The 15771-nt window shown below is 73.6% G+C and carries 11 protein-coding genes, 2 rRNA genes and 1 pseudogene; 7 read left to right on the top strand and 7 right to left on the bottom strand.

From position 1 onward, the window contains the following. The 4 genes and pseudogenes from ACFC1R_RS09605 to ACFC1R_RS09590 all read right to left on the bottom strand — a co-directional run. Window positions 1–387 (bottom strand): annotated as a pseudogene (locus tag ACFC1R_RS09605) (hypothetical protein); the annotation flags it as partial. Window positions 388–1107: 720 nt separating this feature from the next. Then, window positions 1108–3165 carry a prolyl oligopeptidase family protein gene (locus tag ACFC1R_RS09600; RefSeq protein WP_375935384.1) on the bottom strand — a complete coding sequence of 686 codons (2058 nt, stop codon included), beginning with the start codon at window positions 3163–3165 and terminating at the stop codon, window positions 1108–1110. After that, window positions 3158–4426: an MFS transporter gene (locus ACFC1R_RS09595; protein ID WP_375935381.1), complete on the bottom strand. Its 1269-nt coding sequence runs from the start codon at window positions 4424–4426 to the stop codon at window positions 3158–3160. The genes ACFC1R_RS09600 and ACFC1R_RS09595 overlap by 8 nt, the downstream gene beginning before the upstream one ends. A gap of 17 nt (window positions 4427–4443) precedes the next feature. Then, window positions 4444–5628 carry a radical SAM protein gene (locus tag ACFC1R_RS09590; protein ID WP_375935378.1) on the bottom strand — a complete coding sequence of 395 codons (1185 nt, stop codon included), beginning with the start codon at window positions 5626–5628 and terminating at the stop codon, window positions 4444–4446. 275 nt (window positions 5629–5903) lie between these two features. Here ACFC1R_RS09590 and ACFC1R_RS09585 point away from each other — a divergent pair, with 275 nt between their 5' ends. The 4 genes from ACFC1R_RS09585 to ACFC1R_RS09570 are packed head-to-tail and all read left to right on the top strand — an operon-like array spanning window position 5904 to window position 10635. Then, window positions 5904–6053 (top strand): hypothetical protein, encoded by a 150-nt coding sequence (locus ACFC1R_RS09585; RefSeq protein ID WP_375935375.1) that lies wholly within the window; start codon window positions 5904–5906, stop codon window positions 6051–6053. A gap of 17 nt (window positions 6054–6070) precedes the next feature. Then, entirely contained in the window at window positions 6071–9148 is a 3078-nt protein-coding gene (locus ACFC1R_RS09580; protein WP_375935372.1) for an adenylate/guanylate cyclase domain-containing protein, read from the top strand. Then, window positions 9145–9969 (top strand): S8 family serine peptidase, encoded by an 825-nt coding sequence (locus ACFC1R_RS09575; RefSeq protein WP_375935369.1) that lies wholly within the window; start codon window positions 9145–9147, stop codon window positions 9967–9969. Before ACFC1R_RS09580 ends, ACFC1R_RS09575 begins: the two co-directional genes overlap by 4 nt. A 30-nt stretch (window positions 9970–9999) precedes the next feature. Continuing rightward, window positions 10000–10635, top strand: coding sequence for a GAF domain-containing protein (locus tag ACFC1R_RS09570; protein ID WP_375935714.1), 636 nt, complete (start codon window positions 10000–10002; stop codon window positions 10633–10635). A gap of 33 nt (window positions 10636–10668) precedes the next feature. Here the strand turns inward: ACFC1R_RS09570 and ACFC1R_RS09565 are convergent, their stop codons facing one another. Further along, entirely contained in the window at window positions 10669–12504 is a 1836-nt protein-coding gene (locus ACFC1R_RS09565; protein WP_375935366.1) for a BTAD domain-containing putative transcriptional regulator, read from the bottom strand. Between the two features lie 359 nt (window positions 12505–12863). Here ACFC1R_RS09565 and ACFC1R_RS09560 point away from each other — a divergent pair, with 359 nt between their 5' ends. From ACFC1R_RS09560 to ACFC1R_RS09550, 3 genes are all read left to right on the top strand, one after another. Further along, window positions 12864–13106, top strand: coding sequence for a hypothetical protein (locus ACFC1R_RS09560; protein WP_375935363.1), 243 nt, complete (start codon window positions 12864–12866; stop codon window positions 13104–13106). 115 nt (window positions 13107–13221) lie between these two features. Further along, complete coding sequence (locus tag ACFC1R_RS09555) at window positions 13222–14184, top strand: JmjC domain-containing protein (RefSeq protein WP_375935360.1); 963 nt, start codon at window positions 13222–13224, stop codon at window positions 14182–14184. A gap of 258 nt (window positions 14185–14442) precedes the next feature. Next, window positions 14443–15246: a class I SAM-dependent methyltransferase gene (locus tag ACFC1R_RS09550; protein ID WP_375935357.1), complete on the top strand. Its 804-nt coding sequence runs from the start codon at window positions 14443–14445 to the stop codon at window positions 15244–15246. Window positions 15247–15476: 230 nt separating this feature from the next. Here ACFC1R_RS09550 and rrf read toward each other — a convergent pair. Both rrf and ACFC1R_RS09540 read right to left on the bottom strand, forming a co-directional pair. Next, window positions 15477–15593, bottom strand: a 5S ribosomal RNA gene (rrf, locus tag ACFC1R_RS09545). A gap of 85 nt (window positions 15594–15678) precedes the next feature. After that, a 23S ribosomal RNA gene (locus ACFC1R_RS09540) occupies window positions 15679–15771 on the bottom strand; the annotation flags it as partial.

Genomic DNA, 15771 nt, shown 5'->3' with positions numbered 1-15771 from the left:
ACCGTTCCCGCCCGTCAGGGACGAGAGAGCGAGGAAGCCGCCACCGGCGTGCACCCCACCGTGAGCGTGCTCCCGGCCGTGGTCACGGTCGCATTCGCGGCGACCACCGTCGCGGCCACCTTCGCGGTGCCCGCCGTTGCCACCCGTCAGGGACGAGAGGGCGAGGAAGCCGCCACCAGCGTGGACCCCACCGTGTGCCCGGTGGTCACGGTCGCAGTCGCGACCGCCTTCGCGGCCGCCGTCGTGCCGGTCGTCGTTCTTCTCAGGTGCAGCGTTGGCCTTCGCGTCGGGCTTGGCGGCGTCATCGGCAAACGCGCAGGTGGGGGCAGTAAGGACGAGCGAGGCGGCGAGTGCCGCTCCGGTCACCATAAGGCGCGTGGAACGCATTGGTGCCTCTTCCTTCCAGAACCACTACGAGGGCAGACGGACTGTCAGCTCAATGTCTCGCCGTGGTGCTCCACTTACCGTCAGTCACGTGCTAATGACCCGCCACCGGACGCTCCGCCATTAGTGCGCTGAAAGGACCGCATCCAGGGGGTCCAGGGGGTGTCGTTCACCCGTTTCCGCCATCGGCCGCCCAGGCTGCCGGAGCCGCCCCGATGGCTCCTGCCTGCGAAAACGCGCCACGCGCCGACGAAAACGATCACTGCGAGGGGGCGAGTTCCAAGACGTTGCCCGAGCACTCACTCTGGTGGGCGAAGCCCCCTCGGCGACTCGCCCGCCGAAGCGGCCGCGCGCACTCCCAAGTCCCTGATCGATGGCAGGGATTGCGTCAGCTGAAAACCTCGCAGAAGCTGATCGGTCGTCGAATCCTGACCCGTCAGCTTCGCCCCCGGACGGCCGCACGGGCCGCCGCGCAGGCCGTGGCAGGGGCAGCCCCGCAGGGGCAGCCGGACCGGCGGCAGCAGGGGCACGGGGGACCACCCGGCCGCACCCCCGCACCGGGCCGGCCGCGCGGCGGGCCCGGTGGTACCCCGCCTCCCGTGCGGTCGCAGGAGCGGCCGGGCAGGTTCGCGCGCCCCGGGGAGTCCGTCCCCGGGGCACGCGTCGCGACGCCGGGGCTACCGGGCCCCGGCGTCGCCCGGCAGACGGGAGTCTGCGGACGGTCTAGAGGTCCAGCCCCAGCCGGTCGGCGAAGAAGGCGAGCATGTCGGTGAAGAGCGCCGTGTGCCGGGAGCGGGCCCTGGCACCGTGGCCCGCCCCGCGCTCCAGCCGGAAGAGGACGGGCCTGCCGCTGCCCGTCGCCGCCTGGAGGGCCGCGCACATCTTGCGCGCGTGCAGCGGGTCGACCCGGCTGTCGCCGTCGAAGACGGCCAGCAGCACCGCCGGGTAGTCGGCCCCGGCGCGGACCCGGTGGTACGGCGAGTACGAGAGCAGCCGGCGGAGCTGCTCGGGGTCGGCTGCGCTCCCGTACTCGCCGACCCAGCTCGGGCCCAGCCCGGTGAGCTCGTAGCGGGCCATGTCGAGCAGCGGCGCCATGCAGACCACCGCCGCGTAACCGGCCGGCCGCTGGGTGAGCGCGGCGCCGACCAGCAGGCCGCCGTTGGAGGCGCCCCAGATGCCGAGCTGCCCGGGTGTGGTCCAGCCCTGCGCGACGAGGTGGTCGGCGGCGGCGTGGAAGTCGTCGAAGGTGTTCTGTTTGCGCTCCAGCATCCCGGCGCGGTGCCAGTCCTCGCCCTCCTCACCACCGCCCCGCAGGTTGGCCACGGCGTACACCCCGCCGGCCCGCACCCAGGCGATGGCCTCGGGCGAGTAGACGGGGGTGAGCGACTGGCCGAAGCCGCCGTAGCCGGTGAGCAGTGCCGGGCGCGGACGGTCGGGCGTGTCGCGCAGCGAGATGACGAACATTCGGACCGTCGTCCCGTCCGGCGAGTTGAAGGTGACCTGCCCGGTGCGGATCGGCGGCCCGGCCGGCCGCCCGAAGGCCGCGGGCGGCGGGGTCGGCGCGCCGGGGACGGGCCAGGGATCGAGTGCGCCGGTCCGCGCGTCGTAGCAGAGCACCTCGGGCGGCGTGTCGAAGCCGGTGAAGACGAAGTAGGCCCGGTGCGCGTCGTGGGCGGCGACCCTGAGCATGCCGACGGTGCCGCACCCCGGCACCGGCACCGAGCCGACCGGGCGGCCGTCGGCGAGGTCGTGCAGGGTGATCTCGCCGACCGCGTGCCTGGTCCGGGCGACCAGCATCACCGGCCGCTCCAGTTCCGGCCCGTCGAGGACCGCGAAGTCCTCCAGGACGGCCTCCGGGTCCTCCGGGATCAGCTCCGTCCAGGTCCTCGGCCCGGGGTCGCCCGGGGTGGTGGCGACCACCCGGCCGCGCGGCGCGTGCAGGTCGGTGCTCAGGTGGCAGACGCCGTCCGGCGGGATGCCCGGGCGGATCCGGAGCAGGGACCGGGCGTCGAGACCCTCCTGCACGGTCCGCAGTCCCGGCCGGTCCGGCTGACCTGCGGTCAGGTCGGCGATCCAGAGGTCCCGGCGCGGCGCCGTGCCGGCGGCGGCGCTGACGGTCAGCCAACGGCCGTCGGCAGAGGTCCGCACGGTGTAGTGCTGGGTCTTCTCGCGTCCCGTTCCGAAGACCACCGGGTCCAGGTCGGGGTCGGTGCCGATCAGGTGGAACCGGACCCGCCGGTGGTACCGGCCCTCGCCGGGGTTGAGGTCCGGGTGCAGTCGGCGGACGTAGTAGAAGCCGCTGCCGTCGGCCAGCCAGGCGACCGTGCTCCGGCGCACCCGGTCGATCGGGCCGTCGACCCGCCGCCCCGAGTCGACGTCCAGGACGAAGAGGCTGGAGTCCTCGGTGCCGCCGGGCGCCAGCTGGTACGAGAGCAGCCCGCCGTCCCAGGACGGCTCCCACTCCTCCAGCGTGGTGGTGCCGGTCGGATCGACCTCAGCCGGGTCGACCAGGACCCGCACCTCGCCCGACGGCTCGACGACGACGAGCTCGGGGTGCTCGGCACCGGGCAGCGAACGGGTCAGGAAGAGGCGCTCGCCCCTGGGGCGCGGGGCGGAACGGGCCCCGAGCCGTCCGAACAGCTCGGTGAGCCCGGCCCGCACGCTCTCCCGCCCCCGCCAGCCGTCGGCGGCCGAGCGGTACGCCGACTCCTGCTTCTCCGTCCACTCCAGGACGGCGGGGGCGCTCGCGTCCTCCAGCCAGCGGTACGGGTCGTCAGTCATCCGGGGCCTCCTCGGGGTTGGCACAGTGGGCGAGGACGGCCTCCGCCGGCGCCGGCGCGGGCCGGACCGCGTCGATCCGGCGGGTGGCCCGCAGCGGAATCCAGCCGCCCGCGGTGACCGCTCCGGTGAGCACCGCGAGCACCGCCCAGGAGCGGGCGCCGCCGAGCCCCTGGAAGAGCGAGCCGGCCGCGAACGGGCCGAGCGCCGCCAGGCCGCTGAGCAGCAGGCTGGTGGCGGCGCTCACCCGCCCGACCAGGTGCCGCGGGGTCTGGCCGAACAGGGCCTGCCCGACCACCACCCCGGCCGCCGGGGAGAGCGTCATCAGCAGCGTGAGCAGCACGGCGACCACCCACGGCTGGAAGGTCAGGGCGAACACCGCGAGGACGGCCGTCCAGCCGGCCCCGATCCCGAGCAGGATGGCCCGCACGCTCAGCCGCCTGGCGAACCAGGGGGCCAGCAGCGAGCCGACGATCCCGCCGACTCCGGCGCAGGACAGGATGGGCCCGATCACCGATCCGGACGCGCCCGCGCTGCGCAGCTCCAGGATGGCCGTCACGTCGATGGCGGCCGACACCAGGTTGATCACGGCGGCGTACAGCAGGATGACGAACAGCTCGCGCTGCCCCAGCAGCCAGCGCAGGCCCGCGGTCAGCCCGCGGTCGTCACCGCCCGGGGCCGCGGCGCCGGGCCGTACGGTGATCCGCAGGATCAGCACGGCCGAGACGGCGTAGGAGAGCGCGTCGACGGCGAACGGCAGCATCCGGTCGGCCGCGTACAGTGCACCGCCGATGGCCGGCCCCGCCAGGTTCACGGCCGCCATCGAGGCCTGGGAGGCGCCCAGGGCCGCACCCAGGTCCTGCTCGGCGACGACGTCCCGGGTGAGCACGGTGTTGGCGGGCCCGAACAGCGCGGTGGCCAGCCCCTCGATCGCGGCCACCGCCAGCAGCTGGACGTAGTGCGGCGACCCCCAGAGCGCGACCAGCGGGATGGTCGCCACCGCCAGGAACCGCACCAGATCGGTCGTCAGCATGACCCACCGTCGGTTCCACCGGTCGATCAGGCTGCCCGCCGGCAGGCGGAACCCGAGCCTGGTCGCCAATGAGACGGTGGCGACCGAACCCGCCTGCACCGCATTGCCGCCCAGGCTCAGCACCAGCAGCGGATAGGCGATGGTCGAGACCGCCGAGCCCAGGTTGGAGGTGAGGTCGGCGAGGAAAGACCGCCGGAAGTCGCGGTTGGTGCGGAGCACGCCTGCCAGCACTGGTCCTCCCCCTGCCGCTACAGGCGCCCGGTGGTGTGCAGATAGTCGAGGATCCGGCCGTCGACCCGGTCCTGGAAGGCGGCCATCACCTCGGCGTCGGCCTGCTCGTAGTCGTAGCCGCAGGTGACCCAGCGGTCCGGCACCGAGCCCGGGTCCAGATAGCCGTGGTCGACGTGCCCGACCTCCATGCCCGGTTTCCCGGCCGACTGCCAGCTGCTGAACAGCGTGCCGTCGGCGTTGACCACGGCACCGTGCCTGCCGCCGGGCACCGAGCAGATCTGACAGGTCGTCCGCATACTGGGCCGGACGAACCGGTAGCCACGCTCCAGCCCCTCGACGGCCCACTCGACGAAGCGGTCCTCGACCTGCCGCGCCCGGGTGAGGTCGTTGCGGTAGCCGATGCCGGAGTCGCCGACCCAGGCGAAGGTGAAGGTGCACCGGTCGGGGTCCGTCCGGCCGTCCAGCTGCCCGAAGAGCTCGCCGATCCGGTCGATGTTGTGGTGCGAGACGTTCACCCGGAAGTTCCAGCGCAGGCCGGTCGCGGCGGTCGCGGCGGCGACGTTGGCGAGGATGGCGTCGAAGGTCGCCCCGCCGGTGTGGGTGACCCTGGTCCCGTCGTGGTCCGCCCGGCTGCCGTCGAAGGTGATCTGCACGTCGCGCAGCCCGGCGTCGTGGAGCTGGACGGCCCGCCGACGGGTGAGCAGCACCCCGTTGGTGGTCATCGCCCCGACGCCGAGCCCGAGCGGTGCGCAGCGCTCCAGCAGTTCCAGGCAGCCCCGGGGGTTGAGCAGCGGCTCGCCGCCGAAGAGCAGCAGGTAGAGCCGGGCCAGCCCGGCCCGGGTCATCCGCTCGGCGGTGAAGTCGACGATCCGGTCGATGGTCGCGGTGCTCAGCCGCCGGAGGTCGATCCGGGGTGGGCGGTGGCCGCCCCTGGGGTCCTGGCCGGTGTTCTGGAAGCAGTAGCCGCAGCCGAGGTTGCAGGCGGTGCTGGTGAGCACGGTCAGGGAGAAGGACTTCGCGGTGCGCTCGCGGTACGCGCCCTCGCTCCGCAGGAAGCCGTCGACGTCCGGGCGCAGCTCGCCGTCCGCGCCGACGTGCTCCGGTTTGAGCAGGGTCCAGGTCTGGTTGCCGATGAACCACCAGCCCCGGTCGCTCGGGATCAGGCGGGGCTCGTCGACGTCGTCCAGCCGGGTGCCGATCATCGTCTCTCCCTGGTTCCGCGGGCGCGGCCGCCGTCGGCGGGCCCTGGTGCACAGCGCGAGGCTAGGAAGGCGCGGTTTGCCGCCGGTATGCGGCAGGTTGGCGGGCAGCTTCGAAGGCCCTGCCCGGCACGGCGCACCGTCCCGCCCTCCGGGCGCCCGGGACCGGCAGGACCCGGCCCGACGGCATACCGGACGTAAACCGAAGGCCAACTCGGCCGCCCTAGAGTCCCGGTGACCGCATGTCGACACGACGTCGTGGAAGGGGTCCGATCGACATGACCCAGCCGACATCCGCAGAACTGCCCGCCGAGCCCGAGCGGAGCACCCCGGAACCGGCGGCCGACGACCCCGAGGTCGTACTGCACTCGGCGGACGGGGACGACGGCGAGACCCCGTGGTGCATCGGCGACATGACGGCACGCTGAGCCGGGACGGCCGAGCGATGAACTGCCCCTCCTGTGCCGCGGTGCTGCCCGCCCTGGCCCGGTTCTGCTCCCGGTGCGGCGCCCCGGCCGCAGCCGGGCCGCCGACCACGGAGGAACGCCGGATCGTCACCGTGCTCTTCTGCGACCTCGTCGACTCGACCCGGCTGTCCGGCCTGCTCGACGTCGAACTGCTCCGCTCGATCCTGCTCCGCTACTACGAGCTGATGGAGCGCCGGATCGAGTCCCGCGGCGGGATCGTGGAGAAGTTCATCGGCGACGCCGTGATGGCGGTCTTCGGCCTGACCGCCACCCAGGAGGACGACGCCCGCCGGGCGCTGGAGGCCGCCCTGGACATGCTGGCCGCGCTCGGCGAGCTCAACGGGCAGCTGGAGCGGGACCACCGGGTACGGCTCGGCGCCCGGATCGGCGTGCACACCGGCGAGGTGGTCACCACGGCCGACCCGGCCAGGCGGCAGGCCCTGGTCTCCGGGGAGGTGGTCAACATCGCCGCCCGGCTCCAGGCGGCGGCCGGTACCGGGGAGATCCTGCTCAGCGCACAGACCTGGCGGGCCGCCGGCCCCGGGCTGACGGTCGGCGAGACCGGACCGCTGGAGCTGAAGGGCGTGGCGGGACCGGTCGAGGCGGGCCGGCTGATCGGCCTCTTCGACCCGGGACCGGAGCGTGCGCGCCGCTTCGACGTGCCCTTCGTCGGCCGCGAGCGGTACCTGAGCGAACTCGACCTGGCCTGGCGCCGGGTGGTCGAGGAGGGCGACGTACACGTCCTGACCCTGCTGGGAGAGGCGGGCATCGGGAAGTCCCGGCTGGTGGACGAGTGGCTGCGGCGCTCCGCCGCGGCCGTCGGCCCGGTCGGTGCCGGCCGCTGCCGCACGGCCGGCACCGGCGGATCGCTGCAGGCACTGGCCGACTGCATGACCCCGCTGGTGGCGGAGGCGGAACAGGCCGGCGGGTGCGAGGGACCGGCGATCGCGCTGCTGCGCACCGGGCTGCTGCTGGACGGCACCCCCGCGCCGTCCGAGGACGACACCTGCGCGGCCGTCGCCCACGTGCTGACCGTCCTCACCGGCGAACGCCCGCTGCTGCTGGTGGTGGACGACCTGCACCGGGCCGACCAGCCCTTCCTCGGCCTGCTCGACCGGCTGGTGGAGGATCTGCGCCGGCTGCCCGTCCTGGTGCTCTGCCTGGCCCGCCCCGAGCTGATGGACTGCCGCCCGGCCTGGGGCACCGGCCGCGCCAACTCGACCACCGTGACCGTCACCGGGCTCTCCCCCGCAGACTCCGCCGTGTTCGCCGCCCACCTGGTCGACCTGGCCCTGCACCAGGAGGCCGCCACCGAGCAGATCGTCGCCCAGACCGACGGCAACCCGCTCTACATCGAACAGCTCGCCGCCATGGTCGAGGAGGCCGGCGGCGTCCAGGAGCTGCCGCCCAACCTGCACGCGCTGCTCGCCGCCCGGATCGACCGGCTGGACGAGGCGGACCGTACCGTGCTGCGGCACGCGGCGGTGGTGGGGCGCGAGTTCGGCGCCGAGGACCTCGCCCAGCTGGCCGGGGCCCTGCCTCCGGCCGACCGCACCGCCGCGCTCCGCACGCTCTCCCGGCGCGGCCTGGTCAAGCCGCTGCGCCGCCCCTTCGGTGCCGACGCCGCCTGGTGCTTCGTCAACGGCGTCACCCAGCGGGTCGCCTACGAGGGCCTGACCAAGCTCCGCCGCGGCGAGCTCCACGAGCGGTACGCCGAGTACCTGACGCGCAGCGAGCGCCCGGACGCGCTGATCGGGACCCACCTGGAGCAGGCCTACCGGTACCGCAACGCGGTCGGCCGCCTCGACGAGCGGCAGCCCGTCCTGCGCCGCCAGGCCGTCCGGCACCTGGCCCGGGCGGGCACCGGCGCCCTGCGCCGGGTCGACCTGCCCTGGGCACTGGCCCTGCTGCAGCGCGCCGCCGACCTGGCCGAACCGGGCGACCCGGGCCGGGCCGAGCTGCTGCAACGGCTGGGCGAGGTGCTGCTGACGCTGGGCCACCCCGGCGAGGCGCGCGAGGTGCTGGGCCGGGCGGTGACCGAGGCCGGCCTGACCGGCGCCGCCGGGACCGCCGCCCACGCCCGGCTCCACCTGGCCGCCTGCGAGCACGACGACGCGGCCCTGGAGCGGGCGGCCGACGGTGCGCTCACGGTCTTCGAGGCCGCCGGCGACCAGCTCGGACTGGCCCGCAGCCGCCTCGTCCTGGCGGGCTTCTGCCAGCGCCGCGGGCAGCACGCCCGGGCGCTGTCCGTCCTGGACCACGCCCTGACCCACTCGCTCGTCTGTGCCGCCGACCGCGAACTCGCCAACACCCTGGGCGCGATGGGTCTGTCCCTGTGGCGCGGGCCCGAGCCGGCGCCGTCCGCCGTCGCCCGCTGCGAGGCGCTGCTGGCCGCGCACGGCGCCGACCGGATCGCCGTCCGGGTCACCCTGGGCTTCCCGCTCACCGTCCTGCACGCCATCCAGGGACACCCGGAGCGGACGGCCGAGTGCCTGGCCGACGCCCACCGGGCGATGTCCGCGCTGGCCTACGGCGAGGGCCGGGTGTTCCGGCCGCTGCTGGACGGGACACTGGCCGCGCTGGCGGGCCGCCGGGGCGAGGCCGAGGCGGCGCTGCGCGAGGCGCTGGCCGCGGCCCGCACGCTCCAGGCCGCCGGACTGGTCCAGACCGCCGCGCTCGAACTGGCCCGGGTCCACCTCCTGGGGAGCGACTGGCGGCCGGCCGCCGACCTGGTCGAGGACACCGCGGTCGCCGACGACTACCCGGGGGTGCAGGCCAACCGGTACGGGCTGCTGGCCAGGATCCGGGCCCTGGGCGGCGACCGGGCCGAAGCCCTGCGACTGGCCCGCCGGGCGGTGCTGCTGGCGCACCGCACCGACTCGCCGGCCGACCGAGCCACCGCCTGCCTCGACCTCGCGCACACCAGGGCCCTGCTCGGCCTGGAGCGCCAGGCCGGCAGCGCGGTCCGGGCCGCCCGGCGGCACTTCACCGCCAAGGGGCACCTCGTCGGAGTGGCGCACACCGAGCGCCTGTTGGGAGAGTCGGCCGACCGATGACCACCACCCGCGGCACCACCGCCCTCACCTGGAACCTGCTCGACCGGCGCCCCGCCGACATCCCCATCCCCACCGCCGAGACCGGGCACGTCACGCCCGAGTGGGCGCACGGCGGGACGGACGGCAGCGGGGTGCGGGTGTGCGTCGTCGACAGCGGCGTCGAAGCCGGGCACCCGATGGTCGGGGAGGTGGCCGGCTCCTACGCCGTCGTCGGCCGCGACGGGGACCTCGCGGTGCACGAGGTCCCCCCGACCGACACCTGCGGGCACGGCACGGCCTGCGCCGGGATCGTCCGCCAGGTGGCCCCCGGCTGCGAGCTGCACAGCGTCCGGATCCTCGGCGAGAACGGCGGTGGAACGGGCGACGCCCTGCTCACCGGACTGCGCTGGGCGATCGAGCAGCGGTTCGACGTGATCAACCTGAGCCTGTCGACCTCACGGCCCCAGTTCAACCAGATCCTGCGCGAGCTGGCGGACGACGCCTACTTCGGCCGCTCGGTGATCGTCGCCTCGGCGCACAACGCGCGGATCGAGAGCTTCCCCTGGCGGTTCTCCTCGGTCATCTCGGTCGGCAGCCACGCCGAGGACGACTCCGGCCTGGTGCTCTACAACCCGTCCCCGCCGGTGGAGTTCTTCGCCCGGGGCCAGGCGGTCCGGGTCGCCGGGCTGAACGGCAGCACCACCAGGAACACCGGAAACAGCTTCGCGGCGCCGCACGTCACCGGACTGGCCGCCCTGATCCTCGGCAAGCACCCGGATCTGACGACCTTCGAACTCAAGACCATCCTCTACCTGACGGCAGCCAACGTGCGAGGAGCCTGAACCATGAACCAGTCGGCCGACTCCACGGCGATGATCGCGGCGGTCTCCGGTGCCCTGGCCGACCCCGGCCCGGACGACCGCGAACTGCTCGCCTCCGTCGTACAGGTGGCACGCTCGATCTTCGGTGCGGCCGCGAGCTCGGTCTTCCTCTTCGACCGGGAGCGCGACGAACTGGTCTTCGAGGCGGTCTCCGGGGAGGGCGAGGAATTCCTGATCGGCACCAGGTTCCCGGCCCACCGGGGCATCGCCGGCTGGGTCGTCGACACCGGCGAACCGGTGACCGTGGACGACCTCGCCGACAGCACGCTCTTCGCCCAGGACCTGGCGGAGCGCACCCGCTACGTACCCGACTCGATCATGGCGGCCCCGGTGGTCCACCGGGACGAGGTCCTCGGGGTCATCCAGGTCCTCGACCCCCACCCCCAGTGCCGGTCCAGCATCGCCGACCTGGACCTGCTGACCGCCTTCGCCGGCCAGGCCGGACTCGCCCTGCACGGCCTGGTCCGCAGCCGGGCGGCCCGGCGGGCGCTCGCCCTCGGGGGCGCAGAGTTCGAGCGGCTGGCCGGGATCATCCAGGTCCTCGCCGCGCTGCCGCCCGACCAGCGGGCCGGCGGGCTGCGGCTGGTCGACTCCCTGCACGAGGTGCTGAGCGGGATGGCGCGCTGAGGGTTCCGCCGCCGGCTCCCCCCGCGCGGCTGCTCAGCTCCCGCCCTGCCCGGCGCTGCGGAGCAGGGCAGCCGCGTACCGGTGCGCCAGCCGCGGCATCCGGTAGTGGACGGCGGCGTTCGCCATCACCTCGTCGTCCTCCGCGACGGCGACCACGTTGGCCTCCATCAGCTCCTCCGCGACCCGCTCCACCGACTCCGCCAGACCGTCCAGCGCCGCCAGCAGACCCGCCTGGTCGAAGGCCGCCCGGGGCAGCGCCCCCAGCGCCCCGAAGGCCGCCTTCTGCAACGGGGTCAGCCCCTGGTGGAATCTGCGGTAACGGTCGTGGACCGACACCTCCCCGACGGACAGCTCGTCGAGCGCGACCGGCCGCCGTCCGAGCTGCTCCGCGTACTCGCGCAGGGACAGGTGGACCAGCACGGTGAGCTTCGCCGCCAGCGTCCGGACGACCAGCGGCGACAGCCCGTAGAGCTGCTTGATCCGCTGCAGCGCGTCCGCCGCGTCCGCCACCCTCGGCTCGCCCAGCACGCGCGTCAGCAGCTCGGACGCCTCGTCCGGGGTGAACTCGCCCAGTTCGAGGCGGCGTACGCACTCCAGGCCGCTCAGCCTGCGGGCGGAGGTGACCAGTGTGCGGCTCGGCCCGCGGCCCGGCAGCAGCCGGCGGATCTCCGCCTCGCCCGTCGCACCGTCCAGCACCAGGAGGAACTGGCGCTCGGCCACCCAGGAGCGCCACAGCGCCAGCGCCGCCCGCTCCTCGCGCGGCGGCGTGACGTCCAGGCCGGCCCCCCGCAGCAGCTCCGCCAGCACCTCGTGCCAGCCGCGCGGCGTCCCGTCGGGGTGCCCCAGCGAGACGAAGATCTGCCCGTCCGCGAACCCGTCGGCGACCAGGTGGCCGACGTGCACGGCGAGCGCGGTCTTGCCGACACCGGTCGGACCCGAGATCGCCGTGACGTCGGTGCAGCGCGGGTCGCCGGGACATCGGCTCTCACCGGACAGGATCCCGGTCAACTCCTCCACCTGGGCCGACCGGCCCACGAAATCTGGGACGTCACGCGGGAGTTGGGCCGGCTTGCAGCGGACCGGCCGACTGTCGCGCAGCTCCGCACGGCCGGAACCCCGGCCCGCCAGGATCTCCCGGTAGAGCCGCCGGAGCACCGGACTCGGGTCGAGCCCGAGTTCCCTGGCGATGAACTGCCGGTGCGCCTCGAAACAGGCCAGTGCCTGCCGGCGGCCGCCGACCTGGTCGAGCGCCGTCATGTGCAGCGCCGTCAGCCGCTCCCGGAAGGGATGCCGATCGGCCAACTCCCCCAACTGGTCCAGCAGTCCGAGCGCCCGACCGGACTCCACCTCCAGCTCCGCCCAGTCCTCGTAGACCGCCAGGAAACGGTCGGTCAGCCGCTCCGACTCCCGGGCGGCGAACGGGCTGCCCAGCAGATCCACCAGCGGCTGGTCCCGCCATAATCGGACCGCCTCCCCCAGCAGCGCCGAGGCCGCGGCCGTGCCGCCCTCGCGCTGCGCCTGCCGCCCGGCCGCCGCGAGCCGGTCGAACCGCAGCAGGTCGGACTCCTCCGCCGTCGCCACCAACGTGTAGCCGTACGGCAGGTGACCGATGTGGTCACGCGCGATCTTCCGCAGCGCGGAGACGTACACCTGGAGGTTCTTGCGCGCCGTCCGGGGCTGGTCGTCGGCCCAGAGCACATCGATGAGCTGGTCGACGGAGAGCACGGTGTTGGCCCGGCAGAGCAGCGCGGCCAGCAGCAACCGCTGCTTGTAGGGCCCGAGTTCGAGCCGCACGTCACCCGACCACACCTGGAGCGGTCCCAGGATCGTGAAGCGCAGGGGACCTGCCGCACCGATGCTCCCGACCATGCGAACCCCCCGGTTGCCGTCATGCCCGTGCTCCGTCAGCCAGCTTCTCCGAGAAGCGGATGGCTGGCAAGGGTGCGTGAACGACCCGTGAAGAGGAGATTCCGGGAGCTCCCGGGTGTCGCCCAGGGCGCGGCGGGGAGCACGGCGGGAACGGCTCGGGAGCGCGGCGGGAACGCCGCTGGAAGTGGCTCGGGAGCGCGGCCGGGAGCGCTTCGGGAGCCCGGCCGGGGGCGCCGCCGGGCCACCGCGAAGCGAAAAAGCTACCACGCAGCTCCGCACATACCAGGGCTCAACCGGGGGCTCATAGCGTCGCATCGTGACGTCGGACGACGTTCGACCACGACCGGGAGGAGACCAGCATGGCCAAGCCCGATGTGCAGGCACACAGCGCCGGTGACGACGACAACCCGTCGAGCAGCTGTGGCATTCAGTTCGGCGTCGCGCCGGACGTCCAGGCGCACAGCGCCGGCGAGGACGAGGAAGGCGCGCCCTGCGGCGTCCAGTTCGGCGCCACCGCAGCGACGCCGGACGTGCAGGCGCACAGCGCCGGCGACGAGGACGAGGAGGGCGCCCCCTGCGGCGTCCAGTTCGGCGTGAGCTGACGCTCCCACCGGGCCGAGCCCGACAGGACGATGCCGGACCGGTCTGCGCGGTACCGCCCGCGCCGACCGGTCCGGTCCTACACCGGACACCGTGTGAGGCGGACCCTTGGACAGTTTGCGCCGACTCGTGGACGACCTCGGAGTACTCCAGGGTGCGTGGGAACGCGAGCCCTTCGTCAGTACCGGCCTCGACGACTTCAGCGACGTCTTCTCGCTCGAGTCGGCGGAGCGGCTGATCCACAGCGGCCTGCCGCTGACCGCGCTGCGGCTCTTCCGGGACGGCAGGCAACTGCCGTCGGAGCTCATGCTGCGCAACCGCGGCAGCAGCCCCAGGAGCCGGGAGAAACTGGCCGACGGCACCAAGATCACCGATCTGGTCGCCGAGGGTGCCACCCTGACCCTGGAGGAGCTCCACACCCACTGCCCGGAGGTGGCCGCGTTCTCCGCCGAACTCGCCCGGGAGACCGGCTTCGAAGTGGACTGCACCGCGTTCCTCACCCCGCCTCAGGCCCGTGGCGTGGCACCGCACTTCGATCTGATCGGCATCTTCCTGCGCCAGCTGCACGGCTCGAAGCGGTGGCGGATCAGTGCACCGGTCAGGCGCTTCCCGAACCGGGTGGAACCGGTGGATCCGGCGGCGACCGGCGAGCCCCTGCTCGACGTGGTGCTCAAGGAAGGCGACTGCCTCTACCTCCCGCACGGCTTCGTCCACGTCGGCGACACCACGGACGAGCCCTCGCTGCACCTCTCGATCGGCCTGCACGGGGTCAGCTGGGAGAAGGTCTTCCGCCGGCTGCTCGCCGCAGCCACCGAGCAGTTCGAGGAGCTCCGCCAAGCCATCCCCCCGGCCTTCCTGGACCTCGATCCCGCCGCCCTCTACCGCGAACGGGCCGAGCTGCTGGCCGCGCACCTGACCGGCCTGGACTGGTCCCGGGTACCCGTGGACGCGCTCCGGTTCCGGCAACCGCAGGTACCGCGGATTCTCGGCAGCCTGACCGCCGCACTGGCCCGGTCCGACCCGGCCACCCGGTCCGACCCGACCGCGGCGCCGGAGCGACGATCCGACGCCGCCCCGTAGACGCGGCAGCCGTGGTGCGTGACCGGGACCGTGTCGGCGCCCGGCCCCGTACGAGCGGTCCGCCGCAGTGGTGGCGACCGGGACGGCGACAGGGGCGCTGTCGTGACTGTTGATCACCAGCCACGGCGCGGGAGTGCCTGGGCACGGCACGGCACGGCACGGCACGGCAGCACGGTACGGCTGGGAGCGGCCCCCCGGAGACCACCGGGACGGTGACCGGATCGGGCCCGCCCTGTGACCGTCTGCCAGAATCGCCACATGGCTGAGCACGACACCGACCACGGCTACCTGCTGGACAACCGGCAGACAGAGGCGGGTATCCGCTTCGGCGCCCTCGCCGAGTTGTTCGACCCGGTGACGTTCCGGCACGTCGACCGGCTCGGGATCGGTGTCGGCATGCGGTGCTGGGAGGTCGGCGCCGGCGGTCCCTCCGTGCCTCTCGGGCTGGCCGAACGAGTCGCCCCGGGAGGCACGGTGATCGCCACCGACATCGACGTGTCCTGGACCCGGGACGTCGCCGGCGGCGTGGTCGAGGTGCTGTCCCACGACGTGGCGGCCGACCCGCCGCCGCCCGGCGGCTTCGACCTCGTACACGCCCGGCTGGTTCTGGTGCACGTCGCCGACCGCGCCGAGGCACTGCGCCGGATGGTCCAGGCGCTGCGACCCGGCGGCTGGCTGCTCCTGGAGGACGCCGACCCCGCGTTGCAGCCGCTGCTGTGCCCGGACGAGTCGGGTCCCGAACAGCGGCTCGCCAACCGGTTGCGGTCCGGATTCCGCACCCTGATGGCGGCGCGCGGCGCGGACCTCGCGTACGGGCGGACCCTGCCCAGACTTCTCCGCGAAGCCGGTCTGGACGACGTGCAGGCCGACGCGTACTTCCCGATCACCTCGCCGGCGTGTGTCGTGCTCGAGGACGCGACGGTGCGGCAGATCCGCCACCGCCTGGTGGAAGAAGGTCTTGCCACCGACGAGGAGATCGACCGTCACCTGGCGAACGTCGCCACCGGGCGGCTCGACCTGGCCACCGCCCCGATGATCTCCGCCTGGGGACGCCGCCCGTAGCCCCTCCCCCTCCTCCCGACTACCCGTCAGAGGGCTGAGGGCGGTCGACTCCCGCCGCTTCTGCCAGCGCCTCGGCTTCGTGGCCTCCCACCTCGGCTTCAAGCTCGCGCTCTGACGGAACAACCCCGGCGCAATAGTCCGGACCTGGTCCCGGAAGTAGTCCGGGGAAGGGTCCGGAAATGCGGAAAGCCCCTCCCCGGTCTCCCGGGAAGGGGCTTTCTCGAATGATTGTTCGGCGGCGTCCTACTCTCCCACAGGGTCCCCCCTGCAGTACCATCGGCGCTTTGAGGCTTAGCTTCCGGGTTCGGAATGTAACCGGGCGTTTCCCTCACGCTATGACCACCGAAACACTATGAAACTATCAACCGCACCACACCCGTACAGACGGTGTGGGGTCGTTGTTTCAGAACAACACAGTGGACGCGAGCAACTGAGGACAAGCCCTCGGCCTATTAGTACCGGTCAACTCCACCCCTCACAGGGCTTCCATATCCGGCCTATCAACCCAGTCGTCTACTGGGAGCC

The organism is Kitasatospora sp. NPDC056138, from assembly GCF_042264695.1.
Lineage (GTDB): Bacteria > Actinomycetota > Actinomycetes > Streptomycetales > Streptomycetaceae > Kitasatospora.
This window is presented reverse-complemented; position numbering and strand designations above follow the sequence as displayed.

Coding starts and splice junctions, on each gene's coding strand:
- ACFC1R_RS09600 (WP_375935384.1), bottom strand. CDS start 3,165: ATGACTGACGACCCGTACCGCTGGCTGGAGGACGCGAGCGCCCCCGCC.
- ACFC1R_RS09590 (WP_375935378.1), bottom strand. CDS start 5,628: ATGATCGGCACCCGGCTGGACGACGTCGACGAGCCCCGCCTGATCCCG.
- ACFC1R_RS09585 (WP_375935375.1), top strand. CDS start 5,904: ATGACCCAGCCGACATCCGCAGAACTGCCCGCCGAGCCCGAGCGGAGC.
- ACFC1R_RS09580 (WP_375935372.1), top strand. CDS start 6,071: ATGAACTGCCCCTCCTGTGCCGCGGTGCTGCCCGCCCTGGCCCGGTTC.
- ACFC1R_RS09575 (WP_375935369.1), top strand. CDS start 9,145: ATGACCACCACCCGCGGCACCACCGCCCTCACCTGGAACCTGCTCGAC.
- ACFC1R_RS09570 (WP_375935714.1), top strand. CDS start 10,000: ATGATCGCGGCGGTCTCCGGTGCCCTGGCCGACCCCGGCCCGGACGAC.
- ACFC1R_RS09565 (WP_375935366.1), bottom strand. CDS start 12,504: ATGGTCGGGAGCATCGGTGCGGCAGGTCCCCTGCGCTTCACGATCCTG.
- ACFC1R_RS09560 (WP_375935363.1), top strand. CDS start 12,864: ATGGCCAAGCCCGATGTGCAGGCACACAGCGCCGGTGACGACGACAAC.
- ACFC1R_RS09550 (WP_375935357.1), top strand. CDS start 14,443: ATGGCTGAGCACGACACCGACCACGGCTACCTGCTGGACAACCGGCAG.